Below are 19,347 nucleotides of genomic sequence, written 5' to 3' on the forward strand. Positions count from 1 at the left end.
GGCTTGCCTTGGCGTGGGATAATGGCGCGAGACGTATTATTCCCCATCCCATGCAAATTCTGAAGAGACTCACGGCAGCCTGTTTCCTGTTTGTCATCGCTGGTGCTGCATTGGCGCAGAATTTGCCGCCCGTGGTCAGTGACGCGCTGAAGAAGGCGGAGATTCCGCCTTATGCGATCGGCGTGTATGTGCAGCAGGTCGACGGCGGACCGGTCATGACGGCGTCGAACTGGGGCGCTCCGCTCAGCCCCGCGTCGACCATGAAGCTGGTGACGACCGGTGCAGCGCTCGATATCCTCGGGCCTGCCTTCACATGGAAAACGCAGGCATACGCCGACGGCCGGCAAGCCGGCGAGGTATTGCATGGCGACCTGATCATCAAGGGCAGCGGCGATCCGAAACTGGTGGTGGAAAACCTCTGGCTGTTCCTGCGCCGCATCCGCGCGCAAGGCATCCGTGAAATCCGCGGCAATCTGCTGCTGGACCGCAGCGCATTCGAGGAGGCGGCATACGATCCGGCGAGCTTCGACAACGATCCGCTGAAACCATATAACGCCGGGCCCGACGCGCTGCTGCTCAATTACAAGGCATTGAGCTTTCGTTTCGTGCCGGATCAGACGGCGGGTCTGGTGCGCCTGACCATGGAACCGCCTGTCGACGGCTTTCCGGTGCATTCGCCCAGTCTGGCCAATGGCGAGTGCGGCGACTGGCGCGCCCGGCTGCAGCCCGAGTTCAATGGCGAGGGCGCGCGTTTCGACGGCGTGTTCTCGACCGCCTGCGGCGAAAAGGCGTGGTTCATCCATCCGTACCAAATGACGCATGCGCAGTATTTCGGCGGCGTGTTCCGGCGCATCTGGGCCGAGCTGGGCGGTACCTTGACGGGTGAGGTGCGCAGCGGCATCGTGCCGCCGACCGCGCGGCTGGTGACGGAATGGCAATCGCCGCCGCTGTCGGAAATCATCCGTGACATCAACAAGTACAGCAACAATGTGATGGCTCGCCAATTGCTGCTGACGATCGGCAATCAGGCGCTGCAGCTGCCCGCCACACCCGAGCGCGGCGCGGCCGTGGTGAAACGCTGGCTGGCGAAAAAGCGGATCGAGGCGCCGGAACTGGCTATCGACAACGGTTCCGGGCTGTCGCGCACGGAACGCATCTCGGCACTGACGCTCGGCCATCTGCTTGCGGCGGCATACCAGTCGCCGACCATGCCGGAATTCATTGCCTCGATGCCCTTGATCGGACTGGACGGCACCATGCGCAAACGCCTGACAATGCAAACCGTCGCCGGCAATGGTCACATCAAGACCGGCACGCTGGAAGGCGTGCGCGCCATCGCAGGTTATGTTCTCGGCGCTTCCGGCAAGCGTTACGTGGTGGTCTTCCTGATCAATCACCGCAATGCCGAACGCGGACAGCAGGCGCAGGACGCCTTGCTGCAATGGGTGTTTGAACGCGGATAGGCGGCGCAGTCGCGCAGCGGGGTGGAGCAGCCGGGTCGCACCGCCATCCACCATGAACATGTGATTCCGCATTTGTGTTGCCATGGCTACAATGCCCGATTCATGTGAGCAAAACGCCAATCGATACTGGCGCTCACGGTACAGGGAGAATCCATGGCGCAGGACACCATCGACGACATTGCCAGTGCGCGGACAAGGGCGCGTCCATCGGCGACTCCGCTTGCCTCGGGCGTCGTGCATCCTGCGGCATCCGAGGCGCCGGCCGCACAGGAGCTGATCGGGCCGCAGCGTTTCGAATTCACCGGCACCGGTGCGGAGTATTTCCGCATCTGGGTCGTCAACCTGTTGCTGACTGTCCTGACCCTCGGCATCTATTCGGCGTGGGCGAAGGTGCGGCGTCTGCAATATTTCTATCGCAACACGCGCGTCGCCGGTTCGATCTTCGACTATCACGGCCAGCCGAAGGCCATCCTCAAGGGGCGCATCCTCGCCCTCGCACTGCTGGTCGCGTACAAGATTTCGTATGACGTTTCCGTCGTGGCGGCAGTCGTCGTGGCGTTGCTGCTGGCTGCCATCACGCCGTGGCTGCTGGCGCGCGCATTTCACTTCAAGCTTGCGAATTCAAGCTATCGAGGCTTGCGCTTTCATTTTCGCGGTACGGTCGGCGCGGCGTATCGCATGCTGATCCTGTTTCCCATCACGCTAGGCTTCATCGGCTTGTTCGTGTGGAGTCTCGCGACCTCGTTCTCCGAGCGCGCGGGGGGGGGCGTGATTGTGCTGGTGGTGGTGCTGCCGGTGCTGGCCTTGGCGGGGACCGTCCCGCTCGCGCACTATCTGTTGAAGCGCTTTCAGCATGACAACGCCGATTACGGGCAGACGCCGTTCTTCTTCGAGGCGCGCGCGGCTGATTTCTTCAAGGTGTACGGCAAGGCCGTGTGCTTTTTCTTTCTCGGCGCGATTCCGGCTACCATCTTCGGCGTGCTGACTGCGCGCGCCTATCAGTTCCTGCTGGATACGCCGTTCGGCTGGCTGTTCGCCTTGCTGTACGGGGTATTGAGTGCCTACGCCTTCTACCTGTTCGTGCGGCCCTACATGGAAAGCCGCATCCAGAATCTGGTCTGGAACAGCACCGAACTGAGCGATCACCGATTCGAAAGCACGGTCAGCGCGCGCAAGCTGCTGTGGATACATGCATCGAACCTGATGCTGATCACCGTGACGTGCGGCCTGTACAAGCCGTTTGCGGCGGTGCGGCTGGTGAAGTATCGCGTGGAAAGCATGAGCTTGGTCCCCTCCGGCAATCTGGAGGAATTTCTGGCAGATCAGACGATGGAGCGCGCAGACGCGATCGGTCAGGAAGCCGGTGATCTTTTCGATATCGACATCGCCCTATGATCAGCGCCACCTATTTCGACGGCCAGACCACCCGCCGCCATCCAGTCACGCTGATGATGCACAAAGGCGTCATCGCAGTGACAGGCGAGGGCATACGGCGCAGCGTCAGGCTGTCCAAACTCAACGTCTCGGAGCGCCTTGAACACGCGCCGCGCATCATGCGCTTCCCGGACGGCGGCTTCGTGGAAGTGCAGCATCGCTCTCTCGACAAGCTGCTGCGAAAGAACGGCTATCGCGATCCGTGGGTAGTGCACTGGCAGCAGAACTGGGCATGGTCCCTGATTGCGCTGATCACTGTGCTGACGCTGCTGATTGCAGGCTATCAATGGGGCTTGCCATGGGCCGCCGACAAACTGGCGCAGCGTTTGCCGGCATCGCTGGAAAAGAGTCTCGGCGACGGGCAATGGAAGCTGATCGACGAGGGTTACCTGCGGCCGTCCAGGCTCGATGCGGCTGAACAGGCGCGTCTGCGGCAACTGTTCGCGGAACTCGCGCGGCCGCGCGGCGAAAAGACCGTGTATCGATTGGAATTCCGCGACAGCCGGATCGGTCCCAACGCATTCGCGCTGCCCAACGGCATCATCGTGATGACCGACCAGCTGGTGACATTGGCACGCAATGACCACGCCGTCCTCGCGGTGCTGGCGCATGAACTCGGCCACCTGCAGCGACATCACTCGCTGCGGCAGTTGCTGCAGACGGCAGGCACCGCGGTGGTCGTCAATCTGCTGATCGGTGATGTCTCGAGCGTGGCTGCAGCGGCACCGACGTTCCTGCTGGATCAGAAGTACTCACGCGACTTTGAACGCGAGGCGGACCGCTACGCCATCGACATGATGCGCGAGAACGGCTTGCCGCTTTCGCCGATGGCGGACCTGTTTGAAAGAATGGGCAACGCGCTCGCAGATGCAGATGAGGGCGTGGAAGGCGAGGACGAGCCGCTCGAGGATGCCGGGAAAAAACCACACCGCACCGATTTTTCGGATTACTTCAGCTCGCACCCGAGCGATCAGGAGCGCATTGCGAGGCTGCGGGCCGCCGACGCGCGGCAATGACGGTTAGCGGTCTGTAATGGAAGCGTGGCATGTGGATGGCGATGCGATTCGGGGTGGCCGACAAGGCACGCCGACGCGTCGCGGGGTGCATGTCATTCGTCCGTTACAGGACACTAGAGCAATTTTGTCCTGACCTGCGTCACAAAGCTGTTGAACTACGGGATCGGTGCAGGATCGAATGGGATTGGCAGCGGCAGGAGACACGGTCATGGCGTGGCATCCAGGACAAGCCTACGGGCAAGATTTACGGGATCGCGTGCTAAACGCGAGCGGTTCCATAGCCGAGGTGGCGACCCGCTTCAGGGTAAGCAAATCGTACGTGGCAAGGGCCCGTTCGCGGCGGCACCGACTCGGGGATGATACGGCGGGTGTCCAGCACAACCATGTGCCGTTGAAACTGAGCGGACTGGAAGACGTGCTGGCCGCGCGCGTACAAGCCATCAATGATCAAACGCTGGAACAGTTGTGCCAATGGCTGCATGCCGAGCATGGCGTTCAGGTGAGCGTGACTACCATGTGGAAGACGCTGGCCCGGCTTGGGCTGAGCCTTAAAAAAAGACGCTCCATGCCGCCGAGCAGGAGCGCCCGGACGTAGCGCAGGCGCGTTGTGACTGGGCCGCCGAGCAGGGCTGCTTTGACGTGCGCCACCTGGTATTTCTGGATGAGACCTGGGCCGGCACCAGCATGACGCCGGCCCGAGGACGCTCCGTGAAAGGCACTCGCTGTCTCGGGCAAGCGCCTTGCGGCCACTGGCATACGACCACCTTCGTCTGCGCCTTGCGTACCGGCGGCCTGGTGGCGCCTTGCGTGTTCGATGGCCCGATCAATGGCAATGCCTTTCGCACCTGGGTACAACAGGTACTGGCCCCTGTGCTGCAACCGGGCGATATCGTGGTGATGGACAATCTCGGCTCGCACAAGGTCGTCGGCATTGCTGCTGCCATCGAGACCACTGGTGCACAAGTGCGTTATCTGCCGCCTTACAGCCCCGACTACAACCCCATCGAACAAGTCTTTGCCAAGTTCAAAACGCTCCTCAGAAAAACTGCAGCTCGCACGATGGATACCCTCTGGTGTGCCTTCGGCGCCCTGCTCGATCAATTCAATGCCGCCGAATGTGAACGATACATTTGCCATTCTGGCTATGGCAAGTCAGGCTGAAACCGCTCTAGAGCATGAGCGGCTTGTCCGGCAGCTGGTTGTGCCGCGAGCCGTCGTCCGGGTAGTGCTGCTGCAGCAGCGCGTTCAACTGCCGCAGAGCGGCGATCACGCTGCCGTGCGAATCGCCGTGTGCGAATCCTTCCGTCATCGTGCGGCAAATCGCCTGCCAGTCATGGGCGGCAATGATCCGTCCGACGCCACGGTCGGCCACAATCTCGACCTTGTGATCGGCCAGATTGACGTACACGAGCACGCCGCAATTTTCTTCCGTATCCCAGACACGATAGTCCGAAAACAGCACGCGCGCCCGTTCACGCGGGGTGACGCCGTTCAGCACCGCCTGCACGCTGAGGAATGGCTCGACGATCATGCGCACCTCGGCGCGATGCCGCGTCTCGCCCTCGACGATGGCAGTCTCGATTGCGTGCAATGTGCGCTCGGGGAACATGCGCCGGCCGGCGGCTTGCGTCGTGCAGAGATGCTTCCACAGTCGTGCGATCGTCGTCATCACCAGTTCCCCGATGCGCCGCCGCCATCCGCACTGCCGCCGCCTCCGCCGAAGCCGCCACCTCCGCCTCCGAAGCCGCCCCCGCCAAAACCGCCGCCACCGAAACCGCCGCCGCTACCCAGGATAACCCCGGACGAGCGGCCCCAGCCGCGGTCATGTCGCGCAAAGCGCCGCGAGTCGCGCCGGGACAGCAGGAAGAACAGGACCATGCAGCCGAGGAAAAGCAGCAGCGGGATCGTGTCGAATTCCTCGTCTTCGCCTGCCTTGCGCTCCGGCGATGGAAACGTTTCCTTGTCGAGCAGGCTGGTGATGGCCGATACGCCTGCAGCCAGTCCGCCGTAAAAATCGTTCTGGCGGAAATGCGGCGCGATCACGTCCTGCAGGATGCGCTTGGATTGCGCGTCGGTGAGCGAGCCTTGCACCCCGCGTCCGGCTTCGATGCGCAGGCGCCGCAATGAGGAAGGGTTGTCTCTGGCGACAAGCAGCAGCACACCGTCGTCCACGCCCTTGCGGCCGAGCTTCCATTCGTCGTAGACGCGGATGCCGTATTGCTCGATGGCTTCCGGTTCGGTCTTGCTGATGAGCAGGATGGCGATCTGGCTGCCGGTGCGGTCCTCGTATTCCTTCAGCACGTTTTCCAGGGTGTTGCGCTGGCCGGCATCGAGCATGCCGATCAGGTCGGTGACGCGCGATTGCAGCGGCGGTACCGGCACGAAATCCTGCGCGCTTGCCGCCGTCAGCAGGCAGGCGAGGACAAGCGCCAGCAGCGTGCGAAATATCGTCATCGCGCAGCGGCGATCACTTGCCGAAGTTCACCGCAGGCGCGGTCGAGATCGACTTTTCGTTGTCCACCGTGAAGGATGGCTTGACGTCGTACTTGAAAACCATCGCGGTCAGATTGGTCGGGAAGCTGCGCGCCAGCACGTTGTAGTCCTGCACGGCGGCAATGTAGCGCTGACGCGCGACGGTGATGCGGTTCTCCGTGCCTTCGAGTTGCGATTGCAGATCGCGGAAACTGGTGTCGGCCTTCAGTTGCGGATAGTTTTCCGAGATCGCCATCAGGCGCGACAGCGCGGACGACAGTTCGCCCTGCACCTGCTGGAACTTCTGGAAGGCTTCCGGATTGTTCAGCACTTCCGGCGTGATCTGGAAACTGGTGGCGGCGGCGCGCGCCTTGGTCACCGCCTCCAGCGTTTCGCGTTCATGCGAGGCATAGCCCTTGACGGTATTGACGAGATTGGGAATCAGATCGGCGCGGCGCTGATACTGGTTCACCACCTCGCCCCAGGCGGCCTTGACGCGCTCATCGCTCGCCTGGAAATCGTTGTAGCCACAAGCGTTCAACATCGACACCAGGGCGGCAATCATGAATAGTTTCAGCCAGCTTTTCATCAGTGTTTCCTTCAAAAGAATTTTCCGTTGGAACGATGTGCAAACCAAAAATCCGTCATTCGCCGACACGCGCCGCACGCGGCTTCAACAGCACCGTGCTCATCGCGGCCAGGATCAATGCCATTGCGCCGTAATCCTGCCAATGCGGCGTTTCGTCGAGCAGCCATGCGCCGGAGAAGACGCCGATCACCGGGATCATCATCACGGACAGGCTGGAGGCCACCGGTGGCAGCGTGCGCGCCAGCTTGAACCACACCACATGGGCGAAGCTGAAGATGATCAGCGCGTTGTATGCGATCGCGCCCCATTCGATGGCGGTCGGCATGCGCCACGCGGCGCTTTCGCGCACCAGCGATGCGGCCGCCATTGCCACGATGGTCAGCGTCAGCATCCAGAACGTGAGCGAAATGGTCGGCATGTCGATGCGCGTGCGCTTCATCTGCACCGTGCCATAACCCCATCCGGCCGCAGCGATCAGCACCAGCACACTGCCGAGCGGTTGCCCCGCCAGTTGCCCGATCTCGCTCGACATCAGCAGCAGCGCACCGGCCAGCGCACAGCCGATGCCGACCCACGCCGCGCGCGTCGGACGCTCGCCGAAGAAGATCAGGCCGCTCAGTACCGCCCACACCGGCATGGTGTAACCGAGGATCGCCGCACGGCCCGATGACAGCATCTTGACGCCGAGGATGACGAAGACATGCCAGATCAGCATGTTGGGAATGGCCAGTTTGATAAGGGTCCCGGCCTTGCCTTTCGGTATCGCGAGCGATGCGCCTTGCATGCGTGCGGCCAGCCAGATGGCGGGCAGGCCGCCGATCATGCTGATGGTGCGAAATGTGATTGGAGGGAAATCACGAACGGCGATTTTCATGATCGGCCAGTTGATGCCCCAGCACAGGGTCAGGAGAATAAGAAGTATCCAGTCTTTGCGTGAGAGTGATGTCATGCCGAAACGATAGCATGGCACGTTACAATGTGCTTTGTTCGAAAAGCGAGATACTGCCGTGACATTCATCAACAAGTTAAATGCCGTGTGGAAGGCCCACAGTTCGCTGCTGTGCGTCGGACTGGACCCGGACATCGCGAAATTTCCTGCGCATCTGCAAGGCAAGCCGGATGCCATCCTGACATTTTGCAAGGCGATCATCGATGCGACAGCGGACACCGCCTGCGCATTCAAGCCGCAGATCGCGTACTTCGCCGCCTTGCGCGCCGAAGACCAGCTCGAAGAGATTTGCGCTTACCTGCGGCAGAAGTATCCGCACATCCCCATCGTGCTCGACGCCAAGCGCGGCGACATCGGCGCGACGGCGGAGCAGTATGCGCGCGAAGCCTTCGAGCGCTACAACGCGGATGCCGTGACGGTCAATCCGTACATGGGTTTCGATTCCGTTGCGCCCTATCTCGAATGGAAAGACCGCGGCGTCATCATCCTGTGCCGCACATCCAATCCCGGCGGCTCCGATCTGCAGTTCCTGCAGGTGGATGGCAAGCCGCTGTATCAGCATGTCGCGCAACTGGTGGCGGAGAAATGGAATACCAACGGCCAGTGCGCGCTGGTGGTCGGCGCGACCTTCCCGGACGAGCTGGCGCAGGTGAGGAAAATCGTCGGCGACATGCCGCTGCTGGTGCCTGGTATCGGCGCGCAGGGCGGTGACATTCAGGCGACCGTGAAGGCGGGGCAGACCGCGAACGGCACTGGAATGATGATCAATTCCTCGCGCGCCATTCTGTATGCGAAGACCGATGAGAAGACGGGCGAGGATTTCACGCAAGCTGCCCGCCGCGTGGCGCTGGAAACGCGCGACGCGATCAATCGCTTCCGCGCCGCCTGAAGCACATAGAGCGTCCAGCAAAAGAATTCTGAGTAGGCGCGTCGCCGCAGACAGTACGGCTGTACGGCAAGGCGGCGCAACACCCTCGGAATCCTTTTGCTGGACGCTCTATCAGAGCGGCATCAACAGGCCGCTCTGCATCAGAATCTCGCGCGCCATCCGCACGATGATGCCGCCGCCAAGTTTTTGTTCTTCCCGCAGGTAGGACACGTAATAGGGGCGCGGTGCGATTGCCGGCTTGACGGGGAGCGTGCGTATGATGCCGGCGTCGATTTCCGCGCGCACCACCGACACCGGCAACACCGACACCGCATGTCCGGCAGCGACGAGCTTGGTCATCACCAGCATCGAATTGCAGGTGCCGAGATTCTCGGGTTCGCAGTCCGCGCTGCGAAACCATTCATCTGCCACCTGATAGAGTGTCGAAGGGGCTGGCGTGACGACGATGCGCCGCCCCGCGATATCGGCCGGCGTGAAATCGCCTCGCGGCAGGGCGAGCCGGCTTGATGCGACCCACTGAAAATCCGCCATGCCGATCGCCTCATCGATGACGTGCGGCGCGGAAATGGGATCGCTCAGAATCGCGACATCCAGTTCGCGCGCATTCAGCCTCCTGCTCAAAGCGGCGCCGACGTCGATGGTCAGCTCGATGCGCAAATCGGGGTACTGCTTGTCGAGCTGGGCCAGCAATTCCAGCAGGCCGGACATCGCGGTGGATTCATTCGCCCCCAGACGCAACAGGCCGCGCATCGGGTCGCGCCGGTTGCGCAGATTTTCCAGTTCATCGGCCAGCCGCAGCATTTTTTCCGCCTGCGCCAGCACGTCGCGTCCCGCCGGCGTGATCTCGATCCGTTGCCGCCCGCGTTCGATCAGCCTGACGCCCAGCGTGTCCTCCAGCTCCTGAATCCGCGCGGAAATCGTCGGCTGCGTGAGGTGCAGGTGCCGCGCGGCGGCATGGAATCCACCGAGACGTGCGATCCAGTAAAAGGTTTCCAGCTGTTGCAGTGACATTTTCATGATCGGAAAATTCTATCAAAAGTTCTTATTATTTTTGATTATCGTCTATCACTGGATGCTCCTATACTGATTGCTCAACAGCAAGAAATCGGCGCGCGCCGCAATCCGCTGTCCTTTATCTGACGCATCAGTTCATCGGGAGAACACATGTCCGCCTTATCCTTCAAAGCACAACTGCCAGCCGACGTGCGCGCCGCAATCCGCAATGGCGAATGGCCCAAGCCCACCGCCGGCCTGGCACCCGGCTATGTGCAGGTCAATTTCGCCATCCTGCCCGCCAGGGATGCCGGCGACTTTCACCGCTTCTGTCAAAAGAATCCCAAGCCCTGTCCGCTGATCGCCATTTCCGAGATCGGCGACCCGCGCATTCCGCAGCTTGGCGCCGATCTCGACATTCGCACCGACACGCCGCGCTACCGCGTGTTCCGCGATGGCAAGGTGATCGACGAGCCTTTCGATATCCGGGAATACTGGCGCGACGATCTGGTCACCTTCGCGATCGGCTGTTCGTTCACCTTCGAACATTCGCTGCTGGAAAGCGGCATCGGCATCCGCCACATCGAACAGAACCGCAACGTGCCGATGTATCGCACCAATATCGCGACCGATCCGGCCGGAAAATTTCATGGCCCGATGGTGGTGTCGATGCGGCCCTTGAAGGCGGCCGACGCGATCCGCGCGATCCAGATCACCTCGCGTTTTCCTGGCGTCCACGGTGCGCCGGTCCATATCGGCGATCCCGCGCTGATCGGCATCAAGGACATCGCCAAGCCGGATTACGGCGATGCGGTGGATATTCGTGACGACGAATTGCCTGTGTTCTGGGCTTGCGGCGTGACGCCGCAATCGGTGATCGTCGAGGCCAAACCGGAGTTCTGCATCACCCACGCGCCGGGCCACATGCTGATCACCGACCTGCGCAACAGCGATCTGTCGGTGATCTGAGTCGTGAGCAAAGTCATGCCGGAATATTCACGACCCACAGCCGAGAGCCTGGTGCGCACTTACATCCAGGCAAAGGACGAAAATCGTCCGCATCTGATGACGCGCGTATTCGCTGCGGACGCCGTTCTGGAAATGGTCGTGAACACCGGCGCGATTTCCTTCCCGGCGGTTTCCACAGGCGTGGAGGCGATTGCCGATACGCTGTCGCGAAAATTCGGGCAGACGTATGAAAACGTCTACACGTTTTGCCTGCAACGTCCCGATGCTCACGTGCGCGGCGGACATTTCTCCTGCGACTGGCTGGTCGGCATGTCGGAAAAAGAGAGCGGGAATGTGCGCGTCGGTTGCGGCCGGTATGACTGGCATTTTCAGGCGCAAGCGCCATTTCTTGTCGAGCGACTGAAAATCACCATCGATGAAATGCAGATACTTCCCGCGCACCGTCTTCAGGAGGTGATCGACTGGGTGGATAGCTTGCCCCGGCATTGGTGCGATTCAAGGACCGCAATCGATACGGCGCCGTGCATTGACGCGCTTGCGCCCGTCCTTGACTACATTGCGCGGAACCGCTAGCCGGCTTGTTCGAGGAAGCGCAACAAACCCTTGAGTGCATGCACGATCGTTTGCTGTCGCACGGATTGACGGTCGCCTGAGAAGACCAGACGTTCGGTATGGACATGCTCATCTTTCGCCCATCCGAAACATACCGTGCCGACAGGTTTTCCGGGCACTGCGCCGCCGGGGCCGGCGATACCGGTGGTCGCGATGGCGACATGTGCGCTGCTGTTGGCGATGGCACCTTCAGCCATCGCTTCCACGACTTCTTCGCTGACCGAACCGAACTGCGCAATCAGTGCTTCCGGCACATCCAGCAATTCTGCCTTGGCGGTATTCGAGTAGGTAATGAAGCCGCAGTCGAACCAGTCGGACGAGCCGGGAATTTCAGTGATGGCGTAGCCCACGCCGCCGCCTGTGCACGATTCCGCCGTCGCCAGAAACAGGCCTTTGGTCTGCAATACGCGGCCAATTTGTTCGGCCAGGCTCTTGATGTCGTCCATGATCCGTCTCCTTGTCTCTGCGATCCATTATGTGAGCATTGGTTTGCGCGGGCAACTGCTTCGCCGCCCGGCTTGAGCGCGACATTCATTTTGCGCGGAGGCAAGCCGGCATTGCTTGCGTCACGTCAACCGGATCACAGACTGCGCCATACCGCAAACACCAGCAAGGTATAGAACGCTGCCACGATATCGTCCCACATCACGCCGAAGCCGCCCTTGATATGCCGGTCGAAATAGCGGATCGGCGCGGGCTTGACCATGTCGAAGAAACGGAACCACAGGAAGGCCCACAGTTGCGTCGAGAAACCCGCGGGTGTGAGAAGCAGCAGCACGGCCCAGAAGGCAATGATTTCATCCCACACCATGCTGCCGTGGTCGGCAATGCCGAGGTCTTTCCCGGTCTTGTGGCAGGCCCAGATGCCGACGAGAAAACCGACAGCGATGATGATGGCCCAGTTCAGCGGCGTGAAGAGATGAGGCCAGCGCGTCGTCAGCACGTGGAAGGACAGCCACGCCAGCAGCGTGCCGCTGGTGCCCGGCATGATCCGGGACAGGCCGCTGCCGAAACCCTGCGCGATGAGATGCGCGGGGTGCGACAGCATGAAGCGTGAGTCGGGTTTGGCGACGAATGCCGTCTGGCCGGGTTCCAGTGTCGTCATGGGGAAGCGAAATGGTCGAAGGAGGCAAGAGGTAAATCCAGCGGTGCGCCATTGGCATCGCGCAGCCGCAGGCCTGGTGCGGCATCGATGCTGCCGACGCGGGTCACGGCGGTGTTGCAGCTACTTGCTGCAGCAATGACCGCATCGCGCTTGCCGGATGGCGCGGTAAAGCACAGTTCATAATCGTCGCCACCCGCAAGCGTGAAGCGGCGGCGTATTTCCAGCGCATGCCGGGCCAGCATCGGTCCCGCCGGCAGTTGGTCGACGTCGAGGATCGCACCGGTCCTTGATCGTTCGAGAATGTGTCCGAGATCGCCGGCAAGGCCATCGGAAATATCAATTGCCGCATGCGCGATGTCGCGCAAGGAAAGTCCCAGTTCCACGCGCGGCGTCGGTGCGTGCATGCGCTCGCCGGCGGTATGCTGTGTCGCGTCGTCCAGCATGATGTCGCCGCGATAGCCGGCCAGTGCCAGACGCGCATCGCCAAGCGAGCCGGAAATCCAGATATCGTCGCCGGCTTGCGCGGCGTCGCGCCGCAAGGCCTGACCGGGCGGAACTTCGCCGAAGACGGTGATGCAGATGTTCAGCGGCCCCTTGGTCGTGTCGCCGCCGATCAGTTCGCAGCCGTGCTCGTCGGCCAGGGCCAGCAATCCCTTGGCGAATGGCGCAAGCCAGTCCGGCCTTGCCTCGGGCAGGGCAAGCGCGAGCGTGAATGCGAGCGGCTTGGCACCCATTGCGGCCAGGTCGGACAGGTTCACCGCGAGGCATTTGTGGCCGAGCATTTGCGGATCGGCACCGGGGAAAAAATGGCGGCCCTCGACCAGCATGTCGGTGGAGATGGCCAATTGCATGCCCGCTGCGGGAGTGACGAGCGCGCAGTCGTCGCCGATGCCGAGCGCAACGTTGCGATGCTGACGCCGGGAGCGCGTGAAGAACTGCGCGATGAGATCGAATTCGGACAACATCACACGATTGTACCGAATGCGCTACCGCAGGGCATCATGCGACGCCCTGCGGCCTCATGCCGCGATATCGATTCCTCTCTTCGTGCCCAGCGCTGACAGCAGTTCCGTGCGTACATTGGCTTCGTGTGGCGCAACGCCAAAGCCCACCAGCACATCTTGCTCGTCGTAAAAACGGCAGACAGTGCGCGCGCCGTCGTCGGCGGCGTGCCAGTTCCCGTTCGCGGCCGCATGCGGTGGAGGCGGCAGCAGCGCCAGCGGATAGGAGGGCGTCTTCACGATCACGGGAGCCGCTTTCAAATCGATGGCAGTCGGCTGGCCGGCGAGTGTGCGTGCGATGGCTCGCGCCGCCGTCATCAGCGGCGCAATGTAGGGCAGGGTGCGGGTCGTGCCGTCCGCGTCAAAAGTGTACTCGGCGCAGTCGCCCAGCGCGTAGACACCGGGCGCGCTGGTCTGGCCGGTGGCATCGACGACGATGCCGCGCCTGGTCGTCAGCCCGGATCCATTTGCCACGTCGAGGTCGGGTCGCAGACCGACTGCCGACAACACGACGTCGGTATCGAATGATGCACCGCTGGCAAGTGTCACCTGCAGCGCATCGTCGCGCCGGTCGATGCGGGCGGCTGTGGTGCCGAATCGCATCGAGACGCCGCGCGCCTTCAAAGCCGCTTCCAGTCCGCGCGACAGGGTGGGTGCGGCAAGTGCCGACAATGGTGCGGCGTTCGGATCGATCAGCGTCACCGCATGTCCGGCACCGGCCAGATCGTCGGCGAACTCGCAGCCGATGAGTCCGGCCCCGAGGATCGCGACGCGCGCCGGACCGCGTGGTTCGACTTGCGCGATGCGGGCACGGAATGCTGCGTAGTCGCTCACATGATTGACCGCCAGCACCGCATCCGCGGCGTCGCCGTCGAAGGCGAGTCGAATTGGCTGCGCACCCATCGCCAGGACGAGTCGGCCGTAGTGATATGTGCCGGTCGTGGTGACGACGGTGTTTTCAGCCGTGTCGATCCGCGTGACGCGCGTCCCGGTCACGATCGACGCGCCAAGCTGTTCAGCCATCTTCGCTGCAGATTGCGTCACCAGCTGTTGCGCGCTTTTGCTCTGCGCAAAGGCATTCGACAGCATGGGCTTGGAATAGAAATCGCCATCGTCGGCCGTGATGATGACCATGGCGGCGGTTTTGTCCAGCTTGCGAAATTCGCGGGCCACGGTGTAGCCCGCGAGCCCCGCGCCGATGATGATGAGGGGTTGCATCGTTGTCCTTGTAATGGGGGGCGAAAAGCGATCGACGAGACCGCTTCTCATGCGATTTTCTATTTGCCGCCGTCAGATTTCGACCATGTCGAAATCAGCCTTGGCCACGCCGCAATCCGGGCATTCCCACTCCGCCGGAATGTCGTCCCATCGGGTGCCGGGCGCGATGCCGTCTTCGGGCAGGCCGGCCGCTTCGTCGTAGATGAAGCCGCAAACGATGCATTGGTAAGTCTTCATGGTTTTCCTCGCTGATTAATATGCTTGTTGTTTGTCTGCTTACGCTTGCTGCTGCACGTTGGCCAGCGCCGCACGATAGTGGTTGGCGTGGCGCTCTTCCACTTTCGCCAGCGCGGCGAAGCGTTTGGCCGCGATTTCCAGCGTGCGCCTGAAGTTGGAGGCATGCTCCATCGATTCGGCGATCTGCTCGTCGAATTCGGCGACCGCGGCCTGATTGCCTTCCTCGACTGCGAGGTGGCGGAACTTCGGATACATCTCGGTGTATTCGTAAGTCTCGCCCTCGATTGCGATTTCGAGCGCCTTGGCCGGCGTCATTTGCGCTTTCGGATACAGCAGGTCGAGGTGGCCGAAGGCATGCATCACTTCTTGATCGGCGGTTTCCTCGAAGATTTTTGCGACGTCGTCGGCGCCAGCTTCACGTGCGAGCTTGGCGAAATAGCGGTATTTGATATGTGCCATCGATTCGCCGGCGAAGGCGGCTTCAAGGTTCTGGATAGTGACGGAATTGTTGTTTGCCATGATTCGCTCCTCAGATTGATGGATTGATTACTTTGCGCAATCAACATGAGAAGGATGATAGTCAACAACAATCTATAAACAAAATTGATTATCTTTATTTTTTCAATAGCATTTAGCGTGTTGACAATCAATTTGGTGCCATTTAACAGCACATGAAATTAGAGGAAACGCTCTGATAGAATCAGTAGCTTTCCGTCAGCTAAAAGGAAGGCGCAGAGCATGGTTTCCCCCATCGACCAAAAAGAGGAACTCCGCCAACAGTTGCGTCAAGCGGCGCTCGAATACCATGAGTTCCCCACCCCCGGCAAAATCAGCGTCACCCCCACCAAGCAGCTGACCAATCAGCGCGACTTGGCGCTGGCCTATTCGCCCGGCGTCGCCGCTGCCTGCGAAGAAATCGTGGTCGATCCGGCCAATGCCTTCAAATACACCGCACGCGGCAACCTCGTCGGCGTCATCACCAACGGCACTGCCGTGCTCGGCCTGGGCGCGATCGGCCCGCTGGCTTCCAAGCCGGTGATGGAAGGCAAGGGCGTGCTCTTCAAGAAATTTGCCGGTATCGATGTGTTCGATATCGAAGTCAACGAAACCGATCCGGACAAGCTGGTCGACATCATCGCGGCGCTGGAGCCGACCTTCGGCGGCATCAACCTGGAAGACATCAAGGCACCGGAGTGCTTCTACATCGAGCGCAAGCTGCGCGAGCGGATGAAGATTCCCGTCTTCCACGACGACCAGCACGGCACCGCCATCATCGTCGGCGCGGCGATCCTGAACGGCCTGAAACTGGTCGGCAAGGACATCAAGAAATGCAAGCTGGTCGTGTCCGGCGCGGGCGCGGCGGCATTGGCCTGTCTCGACCTGATCGTCGACCTGGGCTTCCCGATCGAGAACATCTACGTCACCGACCTGGCCGGCGTGGTCTACAAGGGCCGCACCGAGTTGATGGATCCGGACAAGGAACGCTTCGCGCGCGAAACCAGCGCCCGTACCCTGGCGGAAGTGATTCCCGACGCAGACATCTTCCTCGGCCTGTCCGCCGCCGGCGTGCTGAAGCCGGAAATGGTGAAGACCATGGCCGCCAAGCCGCTGATTCTCGCGCTGGCCAACCCGACCCCGGAAATCCTGCCGGAAGACGTCAAGGCCGTGCGCGACGACGCCATCATCGCCACCGGCCGTTCCGACTATCCGAACCAGGTCAACAACGTCCTCTGCTTCCCCTACATCTTCCGCGGTGCGCTCGATTCCGGCGCGACGACGATCACGCGCGAAATGGAAATCGCCACCGTGCAAGCGATCGCCGAACTCGCGCAGGCCGAGCAATCCGACATCGTGGCGACTGCCTACGGCATCAGCAACCTGTCGTTCGGCCCCGAATACATCATTCCGAAGCCGTTCGACCCGCGTCTGATGACGAAGATCGCGCCCGCAGTCGCCAAGGCGGCCGAGGATTCCGGCGTCGCCTCGCGTCCGATCGAGGATTTGCAGGCGTATGCCGCGCGATTGCAGCAGTTCGTCTATCGCAGCGGCACGTTCATGAAGCCGATCTTCCAGATTGCCAAGAAAGCACCGGCCGGCAAGAAGCGCATCGTTTTCGCCGAGGGCGAGGAGGAGCGCATCCTGCGCGCAGTGCAGGTTGTGGTCGACGAGAAACTGGCCAAACCGATTCTGGTGGGACGCCCGGCAGTGCTCGCGCAGCGCATCGAGAAGTTCGGTCTGCGCCTGAAGCCGGAAGTCGATTTCGAAACCATCAATCCGGAATACGACGAGCGTTATCGCGACTACTGGCAGACGTATCTGGCGAAGACGCGCCGCATGGGCATCACCGAGCAATACGCCAAGCTCGAAATGCGCCGCCGCCATACGCTGATCGGCGCGATGACCGTGCACAAGGGCCATGCCGACGGCATGATCTGCGGCACCTATGGCACCACCGACCTGCACCTGAAATACATCGACCAGGTGATCGGCAAGCGTGAAGGCGTGAATGTCTATGCCGCGATGAATGCGCTGATTCTGCCCGACCGCCAGCTCGTGATGGTCGATACGCATGTCAATGAAAATCCGACCGCCGAGCAGCTGGCCGAGATCACACTGATGGCTGCGGAAGAGATGCGCCGGTTCGGCCTGTGTCCACGCGTTGCCCTGCTGTCGCATTCGAATTTCGGCACCAGCAACAGCGAGTCGGCGAAGAAGATGCGCGCCGCGCTCGCATTGATCCGTGAGATGGCGCCGGACCTGGAAGTCGATGGCGAAATGCACGGCGATGCCGCGCTCGACCCCGCATTGCTGAAAGCCATCATGCCGGACTCGACCTTGAAACGCGACGCGAATCTGCTGGTGCTGCCGAACATCGATGCCGCCAACATTTCCTACAACCTGCTCAAGACCTCGGCCGGAAACGGCATCGCGGTCGGCCCGATCCTGCTCGGTTGCGCGAGACCGGTGCACGTGCTGACACCGTCGGCCACGGTGCGACGCATCGTGAACATGACGGCCTTGTGCGTGATGGATTCGGTGGCGGATCGCTGATCGCTGATCGCGATTGCCGGATCGGCGATAAAAAAGGCCGCTCTCCGAAAGGAGGCGGCCTTTTTGCATGGGATGTTTTCCTGATCCCTTGCCGGACGGCGTTCAGCCCTGCTCGTATTTCAAAGGCACGCGCCCTGTCTGCACCAGCGGCGCGGCCCGATCGCAATGCCCTGGTTGATCATCGAAAAAGATGTGCGGCTTGAATGCGGCCAGCACGTCGGACTTCGACACGCCGCCCATGAAGAACGTCTCATCGATCGCCACATCCCATGCGCGCAAGGTGCGGATCACCCGCTCATGCGCGGGTGAGGAGCGGGCGGTCACCAGCGCGGTGCGGATCGGTGCGGTACGCCCGTCGGCACTCTTGAAATTGTTCTGGATATACGACAGCGCCTTCAGCAGTCGCGCAAACGGACCTTCCGGCAGCGGCTTCATCGCGTTCTCCCGTTCGTGATTCTCGAACGCCTCGATGCCTTGCGTCTGGAATATCCGTTCCGATTCATCGGAGAAGATCACCGCGTCGCCGTCGAAGGCGATGCGAATCTGGTTCAGCTCCTCGAATGCATTCTCCGGCTTCTGATAGAGCAGCGCCGAGGCGACACCGGAATTGATGGCAGCCTGCACATCGTCTTCATGCAAGGACAGGAACAGACTCACGTTGAATGCCCGCAGATATGGCGCAAGCGATGCGCCGCCCGACAGCACGGCGCGCGTGATGTCGAGATCGTAATGCTTGATCGAATTGAAGATCCGCATTGACGTCTCGGTGGAATTGCGCGACATGATGACGACTTCGACGAAGCGCTGGTCATGCATCAGCACATTCAGTTTCAGCAAGGCGCGGACCAGTGCAAAACCTGCGCCGACCTTCAGGATTTCATTCTCGTTGTCGATCTGATGCTTGCGGTAGGTCTCCAGCCCTTGCGTTCTGAAAATGGCTTCCTCCGCTTCCAGGTCGAACAAGGCACGCGAAGAAATGCCGACGACGAGCAGGTTATCGAGTGAGACGGGCATGAAGTGGATTATTCTCGGCTGGTGGAAATGCGAAGTGATTGCAAAAATATCAATTCGCGCCTGTGCATCGATTGCATCATTGTCCGCATTATAAGAGTGCGGCAGGGCGCAGGCAGGAGGAAACGGCTGAGGGAGGAAAATCGGCGCACAAAATGAAAAACGCACCCCAATGGGTGCGTAATCATGTGGTGCCCGGGGCCGGAATCGAACCGGCACGCCTTGCGGCGGGGGATTTTGAGTCCCCTGCGTCTACCAATTTCACCACCCGGGCATGCATCTGAGGCCGTCTCGGCAACGCAGGGCGCAATTATCCCTGATTTGCGACTTTCGAGCAA

At 61.2% G+C, this 19,347-nt stretch carries 20 protein-coding genes, 1 tRNA gene and 1 pseudogene; 9 read left to right on the plus strand and 13 right to left on the minus strand.

Annotated elements, in window-relative coordinates; translation table 11 throughout:
* Window positions 1-50: 50 nt before the first annotated feature.
* The 5 genes and pseudogenes from dacB to D3870_RS04080 form a co-directional block, all read left to right on the plus strand.
* The gene (dacB, locus tag D3870_RS04060; protein WP_119736877.1) at window positions 51-1,463 is read left to right on the plus strand and encodes a D-alanyl-D-alanine carboxypeptidase/D-alanyl-D-alanine endopeptidase; all 1,413 of its coding nucleotides are present in this window, start codon (window positions 51-53) and stop codon (window positions 1,461-1,463) included.
* A gap of 153 nt (window positions 1,464-1,616) precedes the next feature.
* The gene (locus tag D3870_RS04065) at window positions 1,617-2,858 is read left to right on the plus strand and encodes a YjgN family protein (RefSeq protein WP_119736879.1); all 1,242 of its coding nucleotides are present in this window, start codon (window positions 1,617-1,619) and stop codon (window positions 2,856-2,858) included.
* The gene (locus D3870_RS04070; RefSeq protein ID WP_119736881.1) at window positions 2,855-3,913 is read left to right on the plus strand and encodes a M48 family metallopeptidase; all 1,059 of its coding nucleotides are present in this window, start codon (window positions 2,855-2,857) and stop codon (window positions 3,911-3,913) included. Before D3870_RS04065 ends, D3870_RS04070 begins: the two co-directional genes overlap by 4 nt.
* A 208-nt stretch (window positions 3,914-4,121) precedes the next feature.
* Complete coding sequence (locus D3870_RS04075; protein WP_119736216.1) at window positions 4,122-4,508, plus strand: winged helix-turn-helix domain-containing protein; 387 nt, start codon at window positions 4,122-4,124, stop codon at window positions 4,506-4,508.
* A 38-nt stretch (window positions 4,509-4,546) separates the two neighbouring features.
* Window positions 4,547-5,074 (plus strand): annotated as a pseudogene (locus D3870_RS04080) (IS630 family transposase); the annotation flags it as partial.
* A gap of 7 nt (window positions 5,075-5,081) precedes the next feature.
* Here the strand turns inward: D3870_RS04080 and D3870_RS04085 are convergent.
* The 4 genes from D3870_RS04085 to D3870_RS04100 are packed head-to-tail and all read right to left on the minus strand — an operon-like array spanning window position 5,082 to window position 7,923.
* Complete coding sequence (locus D3870_RS04085) at window positions 5,082-5,582, minus strand: TPM domain-containing protein (RefSeq protein ID WP_119736884.1); 501 nt, start codon at window positions 5,580-5,582, stop codon at window positions 5,082-5,084.
* A complete protein-coding gene (locus D3870_RS04090) occupies window positions 5,582-6,367 on the minus strand; it encodes a TPM domain-containing protein (RefSeq protein WP_119736886.1) in 786 nt (261 codons plus the stop codon). Before D3870_RS04090 ends, D3870_RS04085 begins: the two co-directional genes overlap by 1 nt.
* Window positions 6,368-6,380: 13 nt before the next feature.
* Complete coding sequence (locus D3870_RS04095) at window positions 6,381-6,974, minus strand: LemA family protein (RefSeq protein WP_119741655.1); 594 nt, start codon at window positions 6,972-6,974, stop codon at window positions 6,381-6,383.
* 55 nt (window positions 6,975-7,029) lie between these two features.
* A complete protein-coding gene (locus D3870_RS04100) occupies window positions 7,030-7,923 on the minus strand; it encodes a DMT family transporter (protein WP_119736888.1) in 894 nt (297 codons plus the stop codon).
* Between the two features lie 58 nt (window positions 7,924-7,981).
* Here D3870_RS04100 and pyrF point away from each other — a divergent pair, with 58 nt between their 5' ends.
* Complete coding sequence (gene pyrF, locus D3870_RS04105) at window positions 7,982-8,812, plus strand: orotidine-5'-phosphate decarboxylase (protein WP_119741657.1); 831 nt, start codon at window positions 7,982-7,984, stop codon at window positions 8,810-8,812.
* Window positions 8,813-8,923: 111 nt separating this feature from the next.
* On the opposite strand, the gene D3870_RS04110 is transcribed toward pyrF, so the two are convergent.
* Window positions 8,924-9,829, minus strand: a complete 906-nt coding sequence (locus tag D3870_RS04110; RefSeq protein ID WP_119736889.1) for a LysR family transcriptional regulator — start codon at window positions 9,827-9,829, stop codon at window positions 8,924-8,926.
* Window positions 9,830-9,976: 147 nt separating this feature from the next.
* On the opposite strand from D3870_RS04110, the gene D3870_RS04115 reads away from it, so the two are divergent.
* Together D3870_RS04115 and D3870_RS04120 are read left to right on the plus strand one after the other, a co-directional pair.
* A complete protein-coding gene (locus D3870_RS04115; RefSeq protein WP_119736891.1) occupies window positions 9,977-10,774 on the plus strand; it encodes a putative hydro-lyase in 798 nt (265 codons plus the stop codon).
* 15 nt (window positions 10,775-10,789) lie between these two features.
* Window positions 10,790-11,347 (plus strand): nuclear transport factor 2 family protein, encoded by a 558-nt coding sequence (locus D3870_RS04120; protein WP_119741659.1) that lies wholly within the window; start codon window positions 10,790-10,792, stop codon window positions 11,345-11,347.
* On the opposite strand, the gene D3870_RS04125 is transcribed toward D3870_RS04120, so the two are convergent.
* The 6 genes from D3870_RS04125 to D3870_RS04150 form a co-directional block, all read right to left on the minus strand.
* Window positions 11,344-11,832: a CinA family protein gene (locus tag D3870_RS04125; RefSeq protein ID WP_119736893.1), complete on the minus strand. Its 489-nt coding sequence runs from the start codon at window positions 11,830-11,832 to the stop codon at window positions 11,344-11,346. The genes D3870_RS04120 and D3870_RS04125 overlap by 4 nt on opposite strands.
* Window positions 11,833-11,966: 134 nt before the next feature.
* Entirely contained in the window at window positions 11,967-12,491 is a 525-nt protein-coding gene (locus D3870_RS04130) for a phosphatidylglycerophosphatase A family protein (protein ID WP_242489860.1), read from the minus strand.
* Window positions 12,488-13,456, minus strand: a complete 969-nt coding sequence (thiL, locus tag D3870_RS04135; protein ID WP_119736894.1) for a thiamine-phosphate kinase — start codon at window positions 13,454-13,456, stop codon at window positions 12,488-12,490. Before thiL ends, D3870_RS04130 begins: the two co-directional genes overlap by 4 nt.
* 54 nt (window positions 13,457-13,510) lie before the next feature.
* A complete protein-coding gene (locus tag D3870_RS04140; protein WP_119736896.1) occupies window positions 13,511-14,710 on the minus strand; it encodes an FAD-dependent oxidoreductase in 1,200 nt (399 codons plus the stop codon).
* A 72-nt stretch (window positions 14,711-14,782) separates the two neighbouring features.
* A complete protein-coding gene (locus D3870_RS04145) occupies window positions 14,783-14,947 on the minus strand; it encodes a rubredoxin (RefSeq protein WP_119736898.1) in 165 nt (54 codons plus the stop codon).
* Window positions 14,948-14,986: 39 nt separating this feature from the next.
* The gene (locus D3870_RS04150) at window positions 14,987-15,466 is read right to left on the minus strand and encodes a rubrerythrin family protein (RefSeq protein ID WP_119736899.1); all 480 of its coding nucleotides are present in this window, start codon (window positions 15,464-15,466) and stop codon (window positions 14,987-14,989) included.
* Window positions 15,467-15,685: 219 nt separating this feature from the next.
* Here D3870_RS04150 and D3870_RS04155 point away from each other — a divergent pair, with 219 nt between their 5' ends.
* Window positions 15,686-17,998, plus strand: a complete 2,313-nt coding sequence (locus D3870_RS04155) for an NADP-dependent malic enzyme (protein WP_119736901.1) — start codon at window positions 15,686-15,688, stop codon at window positions 17,996-17,998.
* Between the two features lie 102 nt (window positions 17,999-18,100).
* On the opposite strand, the gene D3870_RS04160 is transcribed toward D3870_RS04155, so the two are convergent.
* Both D3870_RS04160 and D3870_RS04165 read right to left on the minus strand, forming a co-directional pair.
* Entirely contained in the window at window positions 18,101-19,012 is a 912-nt protein-coding gene (locus D3870_RS04160; RefSeq protein ID WP_119736903.1) for a 5'-nucleotidase, read from the minus strand.
* A 186-nt stretch (window positions 19,013-19,198) separates the two neighbouring features.
* Window positions 19,199-19,283: transfer RNA gene (locus D3870_RS04165), tRNA-Leu, on the minus strand.
* Between the last annotated feature and the right edge of the window lie 64 nt (window positions 19,284-19,347).

This window comes from Noviherbaspirillum cavernae (genome assembly GCF_003590875.1).
GTDB lineage: Bacteria > Pseudomonadota > Gammaproteobacteria > Burkholderiales > Burkholderiaceae_D > Noviherbaspirillum > Noviherbaspirillum cavernae.

Coding starts and splice junctions, on each gene's coding strand:
- dacB (WP_119736877.1), top strand. CDS start 51: ATGCAAATTCTGAAGAGACTCACGGCAGCCTGTTTCCTGTTTGTCATC.
- D3870_RS04065 (WP_119736879.1), top strand. CDS start 1,617: ATGGCGCAGGACACCATCGACGACATTGCCAGTGCGCGGACAAGGGCG.
- D3870_RS04070 (WP_119736881.1), top strand. CDS start 2,855: ATGATCAGCGCCACCTATTTCGACGGCCAGACCACCCGCCGCCATCCA.
- D3870_RS04075 (WP_119736216.1), top strand. CDS start 4,122: ATGGCGTGGCATCCAGGACAAGCCTACGGGCAAGATTTACGGGATCGC.
- D3870_RS04085 (WP_119736884.1), bottom strand. CDS start 5,582: ATGACGACGATCGCACGACTGTGGAAGCATCTCTGCACGACGCAAGCC.
- D3870_RS04090 (WP_119736886.1), bottom strand. CDS start 6,367: ATGACGATATTTCGCACGCTGCTGGCGCTTGTCCTCGCCTGCCTGCTG.
- D3870_RS04095 (WP_119741655.1), bottom strand. CDS start 6,974: ATGAAAAGCTGGCTGAAACTATTCATGATTGCCGCCCTGGTGTCGATG.
- D3870_RS04100 (WP_119736888.1), bottom strand. CDS start 7,923: ATGACATCACTCTCACGCAAAGACTGGATACTTCTTATTCTCCTGACC.
- D3870_RS04110 (WP_119736889.1), bottom strand. CDS start 9,829: ATGAAAATGTCACTGCAACAGCTGGAAACCTTTTACTGGATCGCACGT.
- D3870_RS04115 (WP_119736891.1), top strand. CDS start 9,977: ATGTCCGCCTTATCCTTCAAAGCACAACTGCCAGCCGACGTGCGCGCC.
- D3870_RS04120 (WP_119741659.1), top strand. CDS start 10,790: ATGCCGGAATATTCACGACCCACAGCCGAGAGCCTGGTGCGCACTTAC.
- D3870_RS04125 (WP_119736893.1), bottom strand. CDS start 11,832: ATGGACGACATCAAGAGCCTGGCCGAACAAATTGGCCGCGTATTGCAG.
- D3870_RS04130 (WP_242489860.1), bottom strand. CDS start 12,491: ATGACGACACTGGAACCCGGCCAGACGGCATTCGTCGCCAAACCCGAC.
- thiL (WP_119736894.1), bottom strand. CDS start 13,456: ATGTTGTCCGAATTCGATCTCATCGCGCAGTTCTTCACGCGCTCCCGG.
- D3870_RS04140 (WP_119736896.1), bottom strand. CDS start 14,710: ATGCAACCCCTCATCATCATCGGCGCGGGGCTCGCGGGCTACACCGTG.
- D3870_RS04145 (WP_119736898.1), bottom strand. CDS start 14,947: ATGAAGACTTACCAATGCATCGTTTGCGGCTTCATCTACGACGAAGCG.
- D3870_RS04150 (WP_119736899.1), bottom strand. CDS start 15,466: ATGGCAAACAACAATTCCGTCACTATCCAGAACCTTGAAGCCGCCTTC.
- D3870_RS04155 (WP_119736901.1), top strand. CDS start 15,686: ATGGTTTCCCCCATCGACCAAAAAGAGGAACTCCGCCAACAGTTGCGT.
- D3870_RS04160 (WP_119736903.1), bottom strand. CDS start 19,012: ATGCCCGTCTCACTCGATAACCTGCTCGTCGTCGGCATTTCTTCGCGT.